The following is an 18,651-nucleotide window of genomic DNA, read 5'->3' on the forward strand; positions in this document are numbered from 1 at the left end:
ACTTATTTAGTTCGACGTGCGCAAACCGCCCCCGGCGTGACCCGTGACACCCAGCCTGCCCTAACTCGGCGCGCCCGGAACGCGCGCCTACCATCGGTTCGTGCGTGATGTCGACACCGCCGATGCGGCCGGATTTGTCCCCCGGGTCACCCGGATCCTGGAACGCGTGCCGGTGTGGCCGGTGCCGCAGCTGCTCGACGCGGACGCGACGACCCGGCGGAGGCTGGCCCTGGCCGGTCTCGCGGGCAACATCGGCATCGTGATCACCGGTGGCGCGGTCCGGCTCACCGGTTCCGGCCTGGGCTGCCCCACCTGGCCCAAGTGCACCGAGGACTCGTACACCGCCACCGAGGCGATGGGCGTCAACGGGGCCATCGAGTTCGGCAACCGGCTGCTGACCTTCGTACTGTCGGCCATCGCCATCGCGCTCGTGGTGGCCGTGTGGCGGCACGCCCGGCTGCGCCGCCCCGCGGTGATCCTCGCGCTGGGCATCCCAGGGCAGGGCGTGGTGGGCGGCATCACGGTCCTCACCGACCTCAACCCGTACGTGGTCGGACTGCACTTCCTGCTCTCCGCCGCGATGATCGGCGGCTCGTACCTGCTCTGGCAGCGAACCGTGCGCCGCCCCGCGGTCACCGGCGCGGCCACCCGGCTCCGGCCGCTCACCTGGGCGCTGACCGCCGCCTCCGCCGCCGTGGTGGTGATAGGCGTCGTGGTGACCGGCAGCGGCCCGCACGCGGGTGACGAGAAGGCCCACCGCACCGGCCTGAACCCCGAGATGATCTCCCAGCTGCACGTGGACGCCGTGTTCCTCATGCTGGGCCTGGCCGTCGCGTGCTGGTTCGCCGCCCGCGCCGTCACCGCCGCCCCGATGGTCCGTGCCTCGGCGATCCTGCTGGGGGTGCTGCTGGCCCAGGGCGCGATCGGCTTCGTGCAGTACTTCACCCATCTGCCCGCCCTGCTGGTCGGCGCGCACATGGCCGGAGCCTGCGCGGTGTGGGTCGCCACCCTGGCCGTGGTCTGGGCCACCGGGTTCGACGACGCCCCCGAGGCCGGTGGGAGCGCGTCCAGCCTGACCAGCGACGAAACGAACCGGACATTGGTCACCGTCCGGTAACCGCCAGATTCCGATCCGGTCGTCAACCGGTCGCGCAAGCCCCTCACGGACCGCCCGTCGGAGCGATGATGACGGGGTGCCCACCTCACTGCGCCGCGCGCCGCAGGCCCACCCCGAGGACTCCCTCCCGGGCGTGGTGACCCGGACCTTCACCACCACCGGCGCCCTCGACTACTGGGCCAGCGTCCGGCACGCCGAGAGCGCCGCGCAGGTCGCCGAGGAACTGGCCACCCTGGTGCGCACCGGCCGGGCCGCGGTCGCCCGGGAGCCCCTCGCGCACGCCGTCGAGCTGCTGCTGAGCACCCTCGACCACGCCGACGACGCCTCCGGCGCGCTGGACAACCTGCTGAACCGCCTGCTGGCCACCCACGCCGAATCCTGCCGCCAGGACGCCCCCGACCCGGTGGAACTGGCCGACTGGCTGGTCACCGTGCAGTTCGACACCGGCCGCTGGTGCCCCGTCGACATCTGGGCGTACGGCCCCGCCCTAGGTCCCGACGGCCTGGACCACTACCGGGCCGTGGTGCGCCGGCGCTGGGCCGCCGACCCCGGCGACCTCAGCGCCCGCGACGCCGTCGAGCGCCTGGCCCGCTGGGAACGCGACACCGCCACCCTGATCGAGGTCATCGGCGGCGACCTCAAACACGCCGCCCAGTACGGCCGGCTGGCCCGCGCCCTGGCCGACATCGGCGACCCCGCCGCCGCCCGCTCCTGGGCCGAACGCGGCCTCGCCGCCCACCCCGACGACCCGCCCGGCGCCGGCCTCCGCGACTTCCTCTCCCGCACCCCCGCCCCCTAACCCCCGCCCTGCGGCACCCCGCCCCGCGGCACCCCGCCCCGCGGCACCCCGCCCCGCGGCGACGCTGCGCGCCGCGCCGCGCCGCGGAGATCTTGCGCGAGCTGCGGGCACGAAGCGGGCATTTCGGCGAACGGACAACCCTCCGCGCAAGATCGTCGCGATCTTGGCGGCTTCCGTGAGGTCGCGCGGTGAAGATCGCTGTTTCGGGTCAGGAAGTGGGGTCAGACCCGAGGTTTTGACACCAAACAGCGATCTTCACCGCGGCGCGACGGCCCGAGGGGCGGCGGCGGTCAGAGGGCCCAGGTGATGGCGGTGGCGAGGCGGGCTGCGGCGCCCTCGTCGTGGAGCATGAAGACCGAGGGTTCGGTCAGTTCCAGCTCGACCAGGAGCGGGTTTCCCCGCTCGTCGGGGATCAGGTCCACGCGGGCGTAGACGAGGCCGTCGGGCAGGGTGGCCACCACGGCCTCGCCCACGGCCCGCTCGGCGGTCGTGGGCACCCTGGGCGTGATCTCCTCGGGCTTGTACAGCGTCTCCAGGCCCTCGTCGGGGCCGGTCAGCATCGGGCCCTTGCGGATGGCGTGGCTGTAGGCCAGCCGACCGGTGGCCGGGTCGGCGAAGTAGAGCAGCGCGGTCTCGCCGTAGGAGTCCACCGCGGGCAGGTACGGCTGGACCATGGTGATCCGGCCGGCCGCCTGGAGGCGGCGCACGTGGGCGACGGCCTGGGCCGCGTCACCGGGGCCGTAGCGGCCGGTGTCGCGGCTGCCGGCGCTCACCACGGGCTTGAGGACGTACTCGCCGCCGCCGGCCGGGGGCGTCCACTCGTCGCCGGGGGCCAGGAAGGTGGTCGGGGTGACCGGGAGCCCGGCGGCGGCCAGCTCGGCGAGGTAGCGCTTGTCGGTGTTCCAGGCCACCGTCTCGACCGGGTTGACCAGGCGGGGCACGGTGGCCGCCCAGGCCAGGAACTCGTCGTGGCGCTGCGCGTAGTCCCACGGGGAGCGCAGCACGACCAGGTCGTAGGCGGACCAGTCAACCGATGCGTCGTCCCAGACGACGGGCGAGGCGTCGACGCCCAGGGCCGCCAGCGCGGGCAGCACCAGCTGGTCGTCGGCCTCCAGCAGCGGGATCTCGGCGCAGGTCACGATCGCGACCCGGGGACGGCCGCCGGAGGGGCGCGGCGACGGGGCGGAACCTGCTTCGACGGAACCTTCTTCAAGAACCAGGGCGACCCGGGCCTGGGCCCGGGTCGCGTGGTCAAGGGATGTGCTCACAAGATCCGAATATAACGCGGGATCTGAAAGAACCTCAGCGCGCCAAAACTCGCTTGGACATGGAACGCCAGAGGTCGTTCGTGGGGCGCATGAGCTCGATCAGCTCGCGCTCCCACTCGTTCTCCACGGTGATGCCGGCCTTCTCGCAGGCGGCCCGGGCGATGTCGGTGCTGGCGGCCATGCGGTCGCCCCACGCTCCGTCATTGCCCACCAGCACGATGCGCGAACCGCGCCGTCCGACGTATTCGACGACTGCCTTCGCTCCCCCGTGCTCGCTCGCGAAAGCGCGCAGGCCCGCCACAAGGCTGACGGTGGGGGTCTCGATGGTCGTCGTCGTATCTGAACCTTCTGCCATGCCAAGCACGATAAGCAGAACGGGTGTCCCGTGGAGGGATGGTGATGGGCTTTTGTGATTCCTGTTACGTGATCGCAACCCGGCGTACAGAGATCAGGTGTCCGGGTTCGCCCGGAAATAGCATCGTCAATGCGTAACAGAACGGACAGTTTTTAGTCAGCTGGCCGACACACCGTGCCGAAAAAGGGCGTGTCCGGCCGAAACAGGTAACAACCGCTCAGATGAACACGTCGACCGCGGCGGCCACGAACACGATCGTGAGGTACGCCGTGGACCAGTGGAACAGCCGCATGGGTTTGACGTCCTCACCCTTGACCGTGCGGCTGTACAGGCCGTGGGCCTCCAGGATGAAGAAGCCGCCGCAGATCAGCGCGGGCAGGCCGTACACCGACGACATGCCCAGCGGCCACACCGCCAGCGACACGGCCACCGTGAGCCAGGAGTAGACCACGGATTCGATCGCGACGCGACGCGGGGTCGCCACCACCGTCAGCATCGGGATGCCGGCCTTGGCGTAGTCGTCCTTGAACCGGATGGCCAGCGCGTAGAAGTGCGGCATCTGCCAGAAGAAGACGACGCCGAAGAGCAGCCAGGCCGCCGGGGCCAGCGAGCCGGTGACCGCGGCCCAGCCGATGAGCACGGGCATCGCCCCGCACACGCCGCCCCAGAAGGTGTTGTGCGGCGTGGTGCGCTTCAGCCAGGCGGTGTAGATCACGTCGTAGTAGACGATCGCCGCCACGGTCAGCGCGGTGGCCAGCCAGTTGGTGAAGGCCGCCATCAGCAGGGTCGAGGAGACCGCCAGCGTCAGGCCGAACACGAGCGCGGCCTTCGGCGAGATCTTGTGGGTCACCAGTGGACGCCGCGAGGTGCGGCCCATCAGCGGGTCGATGTCGCGGTCGATGAAGCAGTTGATGGCGTTGGCAGCGCCGGCTGCGAACGAGCCGCCGACCAGCACCACCAGCATCAGCCAGATCGACGGCAGGCCTTCGGCCGCCAGCATCATGGCCGGGATCGTGGTGATGAGCAGCAGCTCGACGATGCGCGGCTTGGTGAGCGACACGTATGCCCCCACCATCGCCCATCTGGCCTTGCGCTGTTGCAGCTGCGCGGCACGGGCCACCGCGCCCGGCTGGACCGGGATGACGGCGGTGCGGGGGGACGGGAGATCTACGGTGGCCGCCTCAGGCGACTCTGCGGCGAGCGTGCTCACCCGCAACAGGGTACGGCAACGCTGGTCAACCCCTGCGGGCGCGCCACCACGCGCGGAATGGACGGGTTCGCACATGCGTCGTGCGCGGTATGAGTAGGGTCAACACCGACGCCTGGCGACACCGTGGCCGCCCGGACGACGATGCTTCATACCTGCCGGAGCCCCAGGGCGTGGCGAACCTTCCACGGCCTGGCGCGACGGAAACGAGTCGCTAGGAGTAGCACAGCTGTGACCGAGCAGTTGATCTGGTCTGACATCGACCGCCGCGCGGTGGACACCGCCCGCGTCCTGGCCATGGACGCCGTCGAGAAGGCCGGCAACGGCCACCCGGGCACCGCGATGAGCCTCGCTCCACTGGCTTATCTGCTGTTCCAGCGGGCCATGCGGCTCGACCCCAACGACCCCGACTGGACCGGCCGCGACCGCTTCGTGCTCTCCGCCGGCCATTCCTCCCTCACCCAGTACGTCCAGCTGTTCCTCGCCGGCTACGGCCTGGAGTTGTCGGACCTGCAGGCGCTGCGCCAGTGGGGCTCGCTGACCCCGGGCCACCCGGAGCACGGGCACACCCGCGGCGTGGAGACCACCACCGGCCCGCTGGGCCAGGGCCTGGGCAACGCGGTCGGCATGGCCATGGCCGCCCGCCGCGAGCGCGGCCTGTTCGACCCGGACGCCGCACCCGGCACCAGCCCGTTCGACCACCACATCTTCGTGATCTGTTCGGACGGTGACATCGAGGAGGGCGTGACCCACGAGGTCTCCTCGATCGCCGGCCACCAGAAGCTGGACAACCTCATCGTCTTCTACGACGACAACGAGATCTCGATCGAGGACAACACCTTGATCGCGAAGTCCGAGGACGTCTGCAAGCGCTACGAGGCGTACGGCTGGCACGTCGAGAAGGTCGACTGGACCGGCGGCAACACCGGCTACCACGAGGACGTGCCCGCGCTGTGGGCGGCGATCCAGCGCGCCAAGGCGGTCACCGACAAGCCCAGCTTCATCGCGCTGCGCACCATCATCGGCTGGCCGGCCCCGACCAAGCAGAACACCGGCAAGATCCACGGCTCGGCGGTCGGCCCGAACGAGGCCGCCGCGGTCAAGGAGCTGCTCGGCTTCGACCCGGCCGTCGCGTTCCCGGTCGAGGACGAGGTCATCGCGCACACCCGCGCCGTGGCCGAGCGCGGCCGCCTGCTGCACGAGCAGTGGGAGGAGGCGTTCCACGACTGGGCGAAGACCAACCCGGAGCGGCTGGCGCTGTTCGACCGGATGAGCACCCGCACCCTGCCCGACGGCTGGGAGAAGGCGCTGCCGAGCTTCCCGGCCGACCCGAAGGGCCTGGCCACCCGCGCCGCGTCCGGCCAGGTGCTCAACGCGCTCGCGCCGGTGCTGCCGGAGCTGTGGGGCGGTTCGGCCGACCTGGCCGAGAGCAACAACACCACGATGAAGGGCGAGCCCTCGTTCGTCCCGGCCGAGTTCGCCACCAAGGAGTTCCCCGGCGACGAGTATGGCCGCACGCTGCACTTCGGCATCCGCGAGCACGGCATGGGCTCGATCATGAACGGCATCGCGCTGCACGGCGGCACCCGCGTGTACGGCGGCACGTTCCTGGTCTTCTCCGACTACATGCGCCCGCCCGTGCGGCTTGCCGCGCTGATGAAGCTGCCGGTGACGTACGTCTGGACGCACGACTCGATCGGCCTGGGCGAGGACGGCCCGACCCACCAGCCGGTGGAGCAGGTCACCGCGCTGCGGGCCATCCCCGGCCTGGACGTGGTGCGCCCGGCCGACGCCAACGAGACCGCACACGCCTGGCGGATGGCGCTCAAGCACACCGACCGGCCCACGGCGCTCGCGCTGACCCGGCAGAACGTGCCCACGCTCGACCCGGCGAAGATCACCGGCTTCGAACGCGGCGGCTACATCCTGGAGGAGGCCTCCACCGGCACCCCGCAGGTGATCCTCATCGGCACCGGCTCCGAGGTCGCGCTCTGCCTGAAGGCCCAGGAACTGCTGGAGGACGAGGACGTGCCCACGCGCGTCGTGTCCATGCCGTGCCAGGAATGGTTCCGCGCGCAGGATGCGGGGTACCGGGAGTCCGTGCTCCCCGCGAACGTCAAGGCCCGGGTCAGTGTCGAGGCCGGTATCGCCATGTCCTGGCGGGACCTGGTCGGCGACGCCGGTGAGTCGGTGAGCCTGGAGCACTACGGCGCGTCGGCTCCGGCGGCCACCCTGTTCGAGAAGTTCGGTTTCACCCCGGAGGCGGTCGCGGAAGCGGCCCGCCGCTCCCTCTCCAAGGTAGGCGAGTGACTATGACTGATCCACTGGGCGAACTCTCCGCCGCGGGCGTGGCGGTGTGGCTCGACGACATCTCCCGTGAGCGGCTCACTGAAGGCGGCTCGCACACGGCGCTGCAGAAGCTGGTCGACGAGTCCCACGTCGTCGGCGTGACCAGCAACCCGACCATCTTCGCTGGTGCGATGGGCGGCAGCGACCTCTACGACACGCAGCTGCACGACCTGAAGGTGCGCGGCGTCACGGTCGACGAGGCCGTGCGCATGCTCACCACGTACGACATCCGGTGGGCCTGCGACGTGATGCGCCCGGCGTTCGACGCCTCCGACGGCGTCGACGGGCGGGTGTCGATCGAGGTCGACCCGCGGCTGGCCGACAAGACCGAGCCGACCATCGCCGAGGCCAAGCAGCTGTGGTGGCTGGTCGACCGGCCCAACCTGTTCATCAAGATCCCGGCGACCCTGGCCGGCCTGCCCGCGATCACCGCCGCGCTGGCCGAGGGCATCAGCGTCAACGTGACGCTGATCTTCTCGCTGGAGCGCTACCGCGCGGTGATGGACGCCTGGCTGACCGGCCTGGAGCAGGCAAAGGCCAACGGGCACGACCTCTCGAAGATCGAGTCCGTGGCGTCGTTCTTCGTGTCGCGCTTCGACACCGAGATCGACAAGCGGCTGGAGAAGATCGGCACCCCGGACGCACTCGCCCTGCGCGGGCAGGCCGCGGTCGCCAACGCGCGGCTGGCGTACGGCGCGCACCTGGACGTCGTGAACAGCCCGCGCTGGGCCGCCCTCAAGGCCGCCGGCGCCAAGCCGCAGCGTCCGTTGTGGGCCTCCACCGGCACCAAGAACGAGGCCTACCCGGACACGCTCTACGTCGAGCAGCTGATCGCGCCGAACACGGTCAACACCATGCCGGAGAAGACCATGAAGGCCTTCGCCGACCACGGCAAGGTGCCCGGCGACACGATCACCGGCAACCTGCAGTCGGCCGAGATGACGATGGACGCGCTGCGCGCGGCCGGCATCGACTACGACGACGTGGTGGAGTTCCTGGAGCGCGACGGCGTGGCGAAGTTCGACGCCAGCTGGACCGAGCTGCTCGAAGGCGTGCAGGCGAAGCTGGAGCAGGCGTGAGCGAGGATTTTCAGGAAGTCGTGTTCGGCGGCGGGCTGACCGTGCGGGTGTCCCGCGAGGTCGCCGCCGCGGCCGAGCCGGTGCTCGCCCAGCTGGTGCAGGACGGCGTGCCCGCGAAGCTGGCGGCCAAGGACAACACGCTGTGGGGCCCGGCCGCCGAGGCCGAGGCGGCCGTGCGGCTGGGCTGGGTGGACACCTTCCAGCGCAGCCGGGCGCTGCTGCCGCAGCTCGCCGAGCTGGGTGCGGAGCTGGGCGACCTGGACCACGTGGTGCTGGCCGGCATGGGCGGCTCGTCGCTGGCCCCCGAGGTGATCTCCCTCACCCTGGGCAAGCGGCTCACCGTGCTGGACACCACCGACCCGGGCCAGGTCGCGGCCGCGCTGCGCGACCGGCTGGACCGCACCGTGGTGGTGGTGTCGAGCAAGTCCGGCGGCACGGTGGAGACCGACAGCCACCGGCGGGCGTACCTGCAGGCGTTCCTCGACTCCGGGCTCAGCCCGGCCGAGGCGGGGCGGCACTTCGTCATCGTCACCGACCCCGGCTCGCCGCTGGAGGCGACCGCCCGCGAGATGGGGGCGTTCGTGCTGCTGGCCGACTCGGACGTGGGCGGCCGCTACTCGGCGCTGACCGCGTTCGGCATGGTGCCGACGGCGCTGGCCGGGGTGGACGTGGCCGAGCTGCTGGACCAGGCGGAGGAGTTCGCCGGCACGCTGACCGGCGACGTCGACAACCCGGCGTTCCTGCTCGGCGCGGTCATGGGCGCGGCGGCCCGCAACGGCCGTGACAAGCTCGCGCTGGTCGACGACGGCAGCGGCATCACCGGCCTGGGCGACTGGGCCGAGCAGCTGATCGCCGAGTCCACCGGCAAGCAGGGCCTGGGCATCCTGCCGGTCGTGGTGGAGACCCCGATCAGCGCCGGCGCCACCGGCTCCGACGTGCTCACCGCCACCATCGGCGGCGCGCTGGGCGTCGGCGCGGTGCCGGGCAGCGGCGTGGTGCCGCACGTCTCGGTCAACGGGGCGCTCGGCGCGCAGTTCCTGTGCTGGGAGGCGGCGACCGCGGTGGCCGGGCGGGTGCTCGGCATCGACCCGTTCGACCAGCCCAACGTCACCGAGTCCAAGCAGAACACCAACAAGATCCTCGACGAGGGCCTGCCGGCGGCGACGCCGTCGTTCACCGAAGGCGCCGTCACCGGGTACGGCGACGCGAGCTCCCTGGAGGACGCGCTGCGCGCCCTGCTCGGGGCAGCCGGCGAGCACGGCTACATCGCCGTGATGGCGTACCTGGACCGGTTCGCCGACGCCGACACCGCCAAGCTGCGCGAGCTGCTGGCCGCGGCGTCCGGCCGCCCGGTGACGTTCGGCTGGGGCCCGCGCTTCCTGCACTCGACCGGCCAGTACCACAAGGGCGGGCCGCAGAGCGGGGCGTTCCTGCAGATCACCGGCGAGGTCGCCGACGACCTGGCCGTGCCGGGCAAGCCGTACACCTTCGGTCAGCTGCAGGCGGCACAGGCCGCGGGCGACCGGCAGGCGCTGGCCGGGCGTGACCGCCCGCTGCTGCACCTGCACCTGACCGACCGGGCCAAGGGCATCGCCCAGCTGCTGGACGCGGCGGCCCGACTCCAGCCGCACAAGGAGAGGTGACGTCACGTGACCGTGTCGTCCGACCCGGAGCGGGTCAATCCGCTGCGGGACCCCCAGGACCGCCGACTGCCGCGGATCCCGGAGCCATGCGCGCTCGTCATCTTCGGGGTCACCGGCGACCTCGCCCGCAAGAAACTCATCCCCGCCGTGTACGACCTGGCCAACCGGGGCCTGCTGCCGCCCGGCTTCGTGATCGCCGGGTTCGCCCGGCGTGACTGGGGCGACGGCGACTTCGAGAACGTGGCCCGCACCGCGGCCATGGAGCACGCGCGCACCCCGTGGCGCGAGGAGGTCTGGGCCCGGCTGGCGGGCAACTTCCGCTTCGTGGGCGGGGCGTTCGACGACGACGCCGCCTTCGACCGGCTGCACGACTGCCTGAACGAGCTGCGCGACACGCACGGCATCCAGGGCAACGCCGCGTTCTACTTCTCCATCCCCCCGGCCGCCTTCCCGACCGTGCTCAAGCAGCTGGAGCGCACCGGCATGGCCGACAACGCCAAGTCCGGCGGCTGGCGGCGGGTCGTGGTCGAGAAGCCGTTCGGCGAGGACCTGGAGTCGGCCAAGGCTCTCAACGACCTGGTCGACGACGTGGTCAGCGCGGAGGACGTCTTCCGCATCGACCACTACCTGGGCAAGGAGACGGTCCAGAACATCCTGGCGCTGCGCTTCGCGAACTCGTTGTTCGAGCCCCTGTGGAACTCCAAGTACGTCGACTCGGTGCAGATCACCATGGCCGAGGACGTCGGCATCGGCACCCGGGCCGGCTTCTACGACGCCACCGGCGCGGCCCGCGACGTCATGCAGAACCACCTGATGCAGCTGCTGGCGCTGGTCGCCATGGAGGAGCCGACCACGTTCGACGCCTCCGAGATCCGCGCCGAGAAGCTCAAGGTGCTGCGGGCCACCGTGCCGCCGAAGGACGTCGCCACCGAGACGGTGCGCGGGCAGTACCTGACCGGCTGGGTCGCCGGTGCCCGGGTGCCGGGCTACCTGGAGGAGTCGGACGTCCCGCCGGACTCGAACACCGAGACGTACGCGGCGGTGCGGCTGACCATCCAGAACCGCCGCTGGGCGGGTGTGCCGTTCTACATCCGGGCCGGCAAGCGCTTGCCGCGGCGGGTCACCGAGGTCGCCGTGCTCTTCAAGAAGGCCCCGCACCTGCCGTTCTACCCCGAGGACGTGGAGCTGCTGGGCAACAACCAGCTGGTCATCCGGGTCCAGCCGGACGAGGGCGTGATGCTGAAGTTCGGCTCCAAGGTGCCCGGCACCCAGATGGAGCTGCGCGACATCACCATGGACTTCGCCTACGGCGAGGCGTTCACCGAGTCCAGCCCCGAGGCGTACGAGCGGCTCATCCTCGACGTGCTGCTGGGCGACCGGACGCTGTTCCCGGACGCGGCCGAGGTCGAGGAGGGCTGGCGCATCATCGACCCGCTGGAGGACGCCTGGGTTGGCACCAAGCCCGCGACGTACCGGGCGGGCGAGTGGGGTCCGCGCGAGGCCGACGAGATGCTGGCCCGCGAGGGCCGCACCTGGCGGCGAGCATGAGCGAGCTGTTGATCACGCTGGGAAGTGGGACGGAATGCTAGCCCTGTGGGACACCACCGGTAACGAGGTGGTGCGCAAGCTCGCCTCGGAGCGGCGCAACGCGGGCGGCGTCGCCAGCGGCCTCGCCCTCAACCTGGTCGTCATCGTGGACGAGGGCCGGGTGCGCCAGGTCGAGGACGCGGCCACCATCGCCGCCGCGTCGCACCCCTGCCGCCTGCTCGTGGTCAGCCGCGGCCCGGTCGCGGGCGTCGACGCGGTGACCGCGAACGCCAAGAACCGGCTCGACGCCGAGATCGTCGTCGGCGGGCGGCTCGGGCCGTGCGAGGCCGTGATCATGCGGATGCACGGCCGGCTCGCCCTGCACAGCGAGTCGGTGGTCATGCCGCTACTGGCCCCGGACGTGCCGGTGGTCACCTGGTGGCACGGCTGCCCGCCCGAGCACATCGCGTACGACCCGCTGGGCGTCGTCGCGGAGCGCCGGGTCACCGACATCGCCCAGTGCGCCGACCCCGCCGCGGCGCTGCGGCAGCGGGCGGTGGACTACGCCCCCGGCGACACCGACCTTTCCTGGACCCGGCTGACCGGCTGGCGCTCGCTCATCGCGGGCGCCTTCGACACGGCGTCGGCGGGCGCGCTGTCCGCGACGGTGCACGCCGCGGCCGGCGACCCGCTGGGCGCGCTGCTGCGCGGCTGGCTCATGGCGCGGATGAACGTCCCGGTGCAGCTGGCCGAGGTCACCGGGCCGCTGCACGGGGTCGACTTCGCGCTCGCCGACGGCGGCTCGCTGAGCCTGCACGCCACGGGCGACGGGATGGCCCTGCTGCGCAAGTCCGGCTCGCTGGACCAGGTGCTGCCGCTGGTGGAACGCCGGCTGGGCGAGGTGCTGGCCGAGGAGCTGCAGCGCCTCGACGCCGACCAGCCGTACGCGGCGGCGCTCGCGCAGGCCACGGGCATCGCGAACCTCGGCGACCGGGCGTCGACCCGGAACCACATCTGGCAGGACCCGGCGTGGGAACCGGTGGCCGCATGAGCGAGCGAAGCGTGAACCCGTCCTCTCGTGCCGCCGACGAGCGCAGCGAGGAGAAGGCATGAGCCAGCGCAGCGTGCTCGTGCACGCGGACGCGGCGGCGCTCGCCGAAGCGGTAGCCGGGCGGCTGCTCGGGCTGCTGCGGGACGCTCAGGCCGCGCGGGGCTCGGCAGGCGTCGTGCTGACCGGCGGCCGGGTCGCGGCCGCCGTGTACCGGGCGATGCTGGCCGACCCGGGGCGCGACGCGATCGACTGGTCACGCGTGGACGTGTGGTGGGGCGACGAGCGTTTCCTGCCGGCCGGTGACCCGGAGCGCAACGAGACCCAGGCGCGCGAGGCCCTGCTGGACGCGCTGCCGCTCGACCCGGCCCGGGTGCATCCGATGCCACCCTCGGACGGTCCGGACGGCTCTGATCCCGATCTGGCGGCCGCGCGCTACGCGGCGGAGCTGTCGGCGCACGCCGCGGGTCCGGGCGGGCTGCCGCGCTTCGACGTGCTGCTGCTCGGCGTCGGCGAGGACGGGCACGTCGCCTCGGTGTTCCCCGGCCACCCCAGCGCCGAGGAGAAGGGGGCGGTCGCCGGGGTCCGGAACAGCCCGAAGCCGCCGCCCGCCCGCACCACGCTCACCCTGCCCACGATCAACACGGCGGCCGAGGTGTGGCTGATCGCGGCCGGGCCGGACAAGGCCGACGCGGTCGGGGCAGCGCTGTCCGGGGCCGGGGACGTGCCGCTGCCCGCGGGCCGGGTGCACGGCGTCTCGCGGACCGTCTGGCTGCTCGACGAGGCCTCAGCGGACCGCGTGCCCCAGTCGTCGCGCCTGGGCTGAATCCTTCCGAACACGCCGAAAGGGCGGCCGACCCGAAGGTCGGCCGCCCTTTCGCGTGCTCACGGTCAGCCGACGGTGCCGGCGGCCATCTCGAGCTTCAGCCAGAGGCCGAGCCCGACGATGCAGGCGAACCAGACGATGCCCACCAGAACGGTGTATCGGTCGAGGTTCTTCTCCGCCACCGACGACCCGGCCAGGCTCGACGACACACCGCCGCCGAACATGCTGGACAGGCCGCCGCCCTTGCCCCGGTGCAGCAGGACCAGCATCGTCAGCAGGGCGCTGGTGATGATCAGCAACACGATCAACGTGTAGGCGAACTGGATCGGCATGAACAGGTGTCCTTAGGCTCGGTCGCCGCTCTCGCGGCCGCGGGGCGTCGCTCAACAATAGCGGTACAGCTTACCGGCTAGGAGGCCGAGGAGGTCACATCCACCGGGATCGAGGGGTCCTTCAGGCCCAGCGACGCCAGGTCGGGCGCGCCGAACTGGGCGTGGATGAAGGCCCCCGCGACGTTCGAACCGTACATGCGGATCGACGTCGGGTACAGCACGGGGATGGTCACGGCCATCTCCTGCAGCTTGCTGTCGATCTCGCCCCACAGCTTGTACTGCCGGTTCAGGTCCTGCTCGGCCAGCGCGTCGGCGATCGCCTTGTTGATGTCGGCGTCGTCGAGGAACGAGTAGTTCGAGCCGCTCTGCTCACCGGTCGGCTTGACCAGCTTGCCGTCGAACAGCGGCGGGATGACCGCCGAGCCGTTCGCCCAGTCCGGGATCCAGCCGGCGTAGACCAGGTGGTTGCCGTGGCCGACGTCGGCGATGCGGCCCCAGTACTCGGCCGCGGGCAGCCGCTTGAGGTCGACCTTGATGCCGATGCGCACGTAGGCGTCGACCATCGTCTTGACGTAGCGGGCGATGGTGTCGTTGTCCGGCAGCGAGACCGAGATCTTCTCGGGGCAGGGCTTGCCGTCCTGCTTCGCCTTGTCGATGAGCGCGAGCGCCTTGTCCTCGTCGCCGTCGCTGTCGGTGAGGGTCCCGTAGTGGTCGAACTTGGCGTGCGCCGCCAGGTTCGGCGGGATCATCGACGTGGCCAGCTCACCGATCACGGACCCGCCCATGGCCTGGCGGTACTTGCGCTTGTTGAACGCGTACGCCAGCGCCTTGCGGCAGTCCAGGTTCGGCACCTTGACGGTGTTGATGGCGAAGTAGCGCACCGAGCCGCTGGGGCCGGTGGCCACCCGCTGCGACAGCCTGGGGTCGTTGATGACCTGCTGCAGGAAGTTCGGCGCCACGTTGCTCTGCAGCATGATCGTGTTGCGATCCGCGCCCTGGTCCTGGATCAGCGCGTTGGTCACGGCCGGGTCGTTGGAGTCGACCACGAAGACGATCTTGTCGGGGTGGCCCTTGCGGACCGAGTCGAGGCTCGCCGACCAGTGCTCGTTGCGGACCAGCGTGAAGGTGGTCTCGCCGGACCGCGCCTCCATCCGGTACGGGCCGTTGGACAGCGGGCGCTTGTCGTAGGCGTCCTTGTCACCGTCCGCGCCCTGCTTGGCGGGCGAGAAGATCGGCAGCGCCACCGTGTAGTTGAAGTCGCCGGCGGGCTGCTTGAGGCGGAACTTGATGGTCCGGGTGTCCTCGCAGACCACCGAGTCCAGTCCCTTGCCGCTGTACGGGCCCTCGTACGGGGTGGCGTTGTCGGCCAGCATCAGCTCGGCGTAGGGCAGGCCCGAGTCGAACAGCGCCGCGAAGTTGCGCTCCACGCCGTACTTGACCTGCGAGCAGTTGACGGGCGTGCCGTCCTCCCACTTCACCCCCTCGCGCAGCTTGAACTCCCAGACCGTGTTCTTCTCGCTCGGCCGGCCCAGGTCGGTGGCCAGGTCGGGCACCAGCTCGCTGCTGGCCGCGCCCGGTTCGGCCTTGTAGGTGGTCAGGGTCCGCGACATCAGCCGGCTGATGTTGTTGTCCATCGCGGCCGCGATGCGCTGCGGATCGAGGTGCTCCGGTAGCTGCGGCAACACGACGCGCAGGGTGCCGCCCGCCGAGACCGTGTCGTTGGCGTCGGCCGCCGAGTCGCAGGCGGAGGCGGCGCCGAGCGCCATGACCGCGACGGCGACGGCGGTGATCCGGCGCATGCGGTGCTTGAGGTATGGCATCGTCGTCCTCCCAGCGGGCGTGGGGGTGGCCCGCCAAGGATCTCAGGGGTGGTCAGGGGGTGATCCTGGAGCCGAGCGACATCACAGTCGCCCGGCCACGCGCACACTCTAGGCACTACCTCGGCCGCCGCGGCAGCCGGGAGTCAGATCGCAACAAAGCAGGACTGCGGGCATCCGAAAGATCACTTAGCGTGCACACGCGGTGCTGCCGCCGACGGACTCCGCCCCCGGAGCCGGAGCCACGGGGGCGGAGCAGTGTTCCTGCCGGCCGGACGCCCGACGATTCAGAGGCCGAGACGGACCAGCCTGGTGAACTCGTCGGCGTCGAGGCTCGCCCCGCCGACCAGCGCACCGTCGATGTCGGGCTGCGCCATGATCGCGGCGACGTTGCCCGCCTTCACCGAGCCGCCGTAGAGCACCCGCACCGCCTGCGCGGTGGCGTCGCCCTGGGTCTTGGCCAGCTGCGCGCGGATCGCCCCGATGACCTCCTGGGCGTCCTCGGGCGTGGCGGTCTTGCCGGTGCCGATCGCCCAGACCGGCTCGTACGCCACCACGACCTTCTCCACCTCGGCCGGGGTGAGCCCGGCCAGGCCGCCGTCGAGCTGTGCGAGCGTGTACTCGACGTGCTCGCCCTTCTCGCGGATGTCCAGGCCCTCGCCCACGCACAGGATCGGTGTGATGTCGTTGGCCAGTGCCGCCTTCACCTTCGCGTTGACCAGCGCGTCGGACTCGTTGTGGTACTGCCGGCGCTCGGAGTGGCCGACCGTCACGAACGAGCAGCCCAGCTTGGCCAGCATCGCACCCGAGATCTCACCGGTGTACGCGCCGGAGGTGTGCGCCGAGACGTCCTGCGCGCCGTACTTGATGAGCAGCCGGTCGCCGTCCACCAGCGTCTGCACGCTGCGGATGTCGGTGAACGGCGGCAGCACCGCGGCCTCGACCGCCTCAAGCTGCTTCTCGTTCAGGCTGAAGGCCAGCTTCTGCACGAGCGCGATGGCCTCGAGGTGGTTGAGGTTCATCTTCCAGTTGCCGGCCATCAGGGGCCGGCGCTTCACGTCCGCCATGCTCACGCCTCCAGCGCTTCGAGACCGGGCAGGGACTTGCCCTCCAGGTACTCCAGGGAGGCGCCGCCGCCCGTGGAGATGTGACCGAACGCGGCCTCGTCCAGGCCGAGGGCACGCACGGCCGCGGCCGAGTCGCCGCCGCCGACCACGGTGAACCCGTCGACCTTGGTGATGGCCTCGGCCACCCCGCGGGTGCCGTTGGCGAACGGGGCCAGCTCGAACACGCCCATCGGGCCGTTCCAGAAGACCGTCTTCGCGCCGGACAGCGCCTCGGTGAACAGGGCCACCGACTGCGGGCCGATGTCCAGGCCGAGCCAGCCGGCCGGGATCGCGGTCGCGGCCACGGTGTCGGTCTGCGCGTCACCGGCGAACTTGTCGGCGACCACCACGTCGGTGGGCAGCACGATCCGGTCGCCGGCCCGTGCCAGCAGGTCGCGGCAGGTGTCGAGCATCTCCTCCTGCAGCAGCGAGGCGCCGACCTCGTGGCCCTGGGCCTTGAGGAAGGTGAAGCACATGCCGCCGCCGATGAGCAGCTTGTCGGCCTTGCCCAGCAGCGCCTCGATCACGGCGAGCTTGTCGGAGACCTTCGAGCCGCCGAGGATGACCACGTACGGCGTGGCGGGGTCCTCAGTGAGGCGCTTGAGCACCTCGACCTCGCGCAGCACCAGGCCGCCCGCGTAGTGCGGCAGCCTGGAGGCGATGTCGTAGACACTGGCGTGCTTGCGGTGCACCGCGCCGAAGGCGTCGTCGACGTACACGTCGCCGAACGCCGCCAGCTGGTCGGCGAACGCGCCGCGCACGGCGTCGTCCTTGCTGGTCTCCCCCGCGTTGAAGCGCAGGTTCTCCAGCAGCACCACGCCGCCGCCGGTCAGCGCCGCCACCGCGGCCTGCGCCGAGTCGCCGACGGTGTCGGCGGCGAAGGCCACCGGCGAGCCGAGCAGCTCCTCGAACCGCGCCGCCACGGGTGCGAGCGAGAACTTCGGGTCGGGCTCACCCTTGGGGCGGCCCAGGTGCGACATGACGATCACCGAGGCGCCCGCGTCGCGCAGCGCCGTGATGGTCGGCAGCACCGCCCGGATCCGGCCGTCGTCGGCGATCTTCCCGGGGCTGTCCTTGACGAAGGGCACGTTCAGGTCGGCGCGCACGAGCACGCGCCGACCCGATACGCCCTCGGCGAGCAAATCGTCGAGGCTGCGCATTACAGCGAGGCGCCCACGAGCTTGGTGAGGTCAACGAGGCGGTTGGAGTAGCCCCACTCGTTGTCGTACCAGCCGACGACCTTCACCTGGTTGCCGATGACCTTGGTCAGGCCGGCGTCGAAGATGCAGGAGGCCGGGTCGGTCACGATGTCCGAGGACACGATCTCGTCCTCGGTGTACACCAGGATGCCCTTGAGCGGGCCCTCGGCGGCGGCCTTGATCGCGGCGTTGACCTCCTCGACCGACGTCTCGCGAGCGGCGGTGAAGGTCAGATCGGTGGCCGAGCCGGTCGGGATCGGCACGCGCAGCGCGAAGCCGTCCAGCTTGCCCTTGAGCTCCGGCAGCACCAGGCCGATCGCCTTGGCGGCGCCGGTCGAGGTCGGCACGATGTTCAGGGCCGCGGCGCGGGCGCGACGCAGGTCGTTGTGCGGGCCGTCCTGCAGGTTCTGGTCCTGGGTGTACGCGTGGATCGTGGTCATCAGACCCTTTTCGATCCCGATCGTGTCGTTCAGGACCTTCGCCATGGGGGCGAGGCAGTTCGTGGTGCAGGAGGCGTTCGAGATGATCGTGTGCTTGGCGGGGTCGTACTGGTCGCCGTTCACGCCCAGCACGATCGTGATGTCCTCACCCTTGGCCGGAGCCGAGATGATGACCTTCTTCGCGCCGTTGTCGGCGTGCACCTTCGCCTTGGCGGCGTCGGTGAACAGGCCCGTCGACTCGATCACGATGTCGGCACCCAGGTCACCCCAGGGCAGCTTGCCCGGGTCGCGCTCGGCGAACGCCTTGAACGACTTGCCGTTGACCGTGAGGTCGGTGTCGGTCGCCTTCACCTCGTAGGGCAGGCGGCCCAGGATGGTGTCGTACTTGAGCAGGTGCGCCAGGGTCGCGTTGCTGGTCAGGTCGTTCACGGCCACCAGCTCGATGTCCGCGCCGGACGCGAGCAGCGCCCGGTAGAAGTTGCGCCCGATACGGCCGAAGCCGTTGATGCCAACCCGGATGGTCACAGGTCCCATCTCCT

16 protein-coding genes are annotated in these 18,651 nt (G+C 71.1%); 8 read left to right on the forward strand and 8 right to left on the reverse strand.

The annotated features are described in order from the left end of the window. The first annotated feature begins 181 nt into the window (after nt 1–181). A complete protein-coding gene (locus F6W97_RS33745; RefSeq protein ID WP_155374750.1) occupies nt 182–1,117 on the forward strand; it encodes a COX15/CtaA family protein in 936 nt (311 codons plus the stop codon). 76 nt (nt 1,118–1,193) lie between these two features. Beyond that, nucleotides 1,194–1,916 (forward strand): hypothetical protein, encoded by a 723-nt coding sequence (locus tag F6W97_RS33750; RefSeq protein WP_155374609.1) that lies wholly within the window; start codon nt 1,194–1,196, stop codon nt 1,914–1,916. Nucleotides 1,917–2,206: 290 nt separating this feature from the next. Here F6W97_RS33750 and F6W97_RS33755 read toward each other — a convergent pair whose 3' ends face one another. From F6W97_RS33755 to F6W97_RS33765, 3 genes are all read right to left on the reverse strand, one after another. After that, nucleotides 2,207–3,136, reverse strand: coding sequence for an ATP-grasp domain-containing protein (locus F6W97_RS33755; RefSeq protein WP_155374751.1), 930 nt, complete (start codon nt 3,134–3,136; stop codon nt 2,207–2,209). A gap of 82 nt (nt 3,137–3,218) precedes the next feature. Continuing rightward, nucleotides 3,219–3,539, reverse strand: a complete 321-nt coding sequence (locus tag F6W97_RS33760) for a hypothetical protein (RefSeq protein ID WP_155374610.1) — start codon at nt 3,537–3,539, stop codon at nt 3,219–3,221. Between the two features lie 217 nt (nt 3,540–3,756). Then, nucleotides 3,757–4,659, reverse strand: coding sequence for a heme o synthase (locus F6W97_RS33765; protein ID WP_269059724.1), 903 nt, complete (start codon nt 4,657–4,659; stop codon nt 3,757–3,759). 318 nt (nt 4,660–4,977) lie between these two features. On the opposite strand from F6W97_RS33765, the gene tkt reads away from it, so the two are divergent. Genes tkt through pgl form a run of 6 tightly spaced genes read left to right on the forward strand, consistent with a single transcriptional unit; the run spans nt 4,978 to nt 13,218 of the window. Beyond that, a complete protein-coding gene (tkt, locus tag F6W97_RS33770; RefSeq protein ID WP_269059723.1) occupies nt 4,978–7,056 on the forward strand; it encodes a transketolase in 2,079 nt (692 codons plus the stop codon). Nucleotides 7,057–7,058: 2 nt separating this feature from the next. Continuing rightward, nucleotides 7,059–8,174: a transaldolase gene (gene tal, locus F6W97_RS33775; protein ID WP_155374611.1), complete on the forward strand. Its 1,116-nt coding sequence runs from the start codon at nt 7,059–7,061 to the stop codon at nt 8,172–8,174. After that, complete coding sequence (locus tag F6W97_RS33780; RefSeq protein WP_155374612.1) at nt 8,171–9,817, forward strand: glucose-6-phosphate isomerase; 1,647 nt, start codon at nt 8,171–8,173, stop codon at nt 9,815–9,817. Before tal ends, F6W97_RS33780 begins: the two co-directional genes overlap by 4 nt. 12 nt (nt 9,818–9,829) lie before the next feature. Beyond that, complete coding sequence (zwf, locus tag F6W97_RS33785) at nt 9,830–11,365, forward strand: glucose-6-phosphate dehydrogenase (protein WP_155374754.1); 1,536 nt, start codon at nt 9,830–9,832, stop codon at nt 11,363–11,365. Between the two features lie 34 nt (nt 11,366–11,399). Further along, entirely contained in the window at nt 11,400–12,395 is a 996-nt protein-coding gene (locus F6W97_RS33790; protein WP_155374613.1) for a glucose-6-phosphate dehydrogenase assembly protein OpcA, read from the forward strand. Nucleotides 12,396–12,453: 58 nt separating this feature from the next. Then, nucleotides 12,454–13,218 (forward strand): 6-phosphogluconolactonase, encoded by a 765-nt coding sequence (gene pgl / locus F6W97_RS33795; protein WP_155374614.1) that lies wholly within the window; start codon nt 12,454–12,456, stop codon nt 13,216–13,218. A 65-nt stretch (nt 13,219–13,283) separates the two neighbouring features. Here pgl and secG read toward each other — a convergent pair whose 3' ends face one another. The 5 genes from secG to gap all read right to left on the reverse strand — a co-directional run bounded on the left by secG (nt 13,284) and on the right by gap (nt 18,637). Continuing rightward, nucleotides 13,284–13,550 carry a preprotein translocase subunit SecG gene (gene secG, locus F6W97_RS33800; RefSeq protein ID WP_120315984.1) on the reverse strand — a complete coding sequence of 89 codons (267 nt, stop codon included), beginning with the start codon at nt 13,548–13,550 and terminating at the stop codon, nt 13,284–13,286. A gap of 77 nt (nt 13,551–13,627) precedes the next feature. Continuing rightward, entirely contained in the window at nt 13,628–15,370 is a 1,743-nt protein-coding gene (locus F6W97_RS33805) for an ABC transporter substrate-binding protein (protein WP_155374615.1), read from the reverse strand. A 284-nt stretch (nt 15,371–15,654) separates the two neighbouring features. Further along, the gene (gene tpiA, locus F6W97_RS33810; RefSeq protein WP_155374616.1) at nt 15,655–16,434 is read right to left on the reverse strand and encodes a triose-phosphate isomerase; all 780 of its coding nucleotides are present in this window, start codon (nt 16,432–16,434) and stop codon (nt 15,655–15,657) included. A gap of 2 nt (nt 16,435–16,436) precedes the next feature. Then, nucleotides 16,437–17,633, reverse strand: coding sequence for a phosphoglycerate kinase (locus tag F6W97_RS33815; protein WP_155374617.1), 1,197 nt, complete (start codon nt 17,631–17,633; stop codon nt 16,437–16,439). Further along, nucleotides 17,633–18,637 carry a type I glyceraldehyde-3-phosphate dehydrogenase gene (gap, locus tag F6W97_RS33820; RefSeq protein ID WP_155374618.1) on the reverse strand — a complete coding sequence of 335 codons (1,005 nt, stop codon included), beginning with the start codon at nt 18,635–18,637 and terminating at the stop codon, nt 17,633–17,635. Before gap ends, F6W97_RS33815 begins: the two co-directional genes overlap by 1 nt. Nucleotides 18,638–18,651: the final 14 nt, after the last annotated feature.

This window comes from Catellatospora vulcania (genome assembly GCF_009720385.1).
In the GTDB taxonomy this organism is placed as follows: Bacteria; Actinomycetota; Actinomycetes; order Mycobacteriales; family Micromonosporaceae; genus Catellatospora; species Catellatospora vulcania.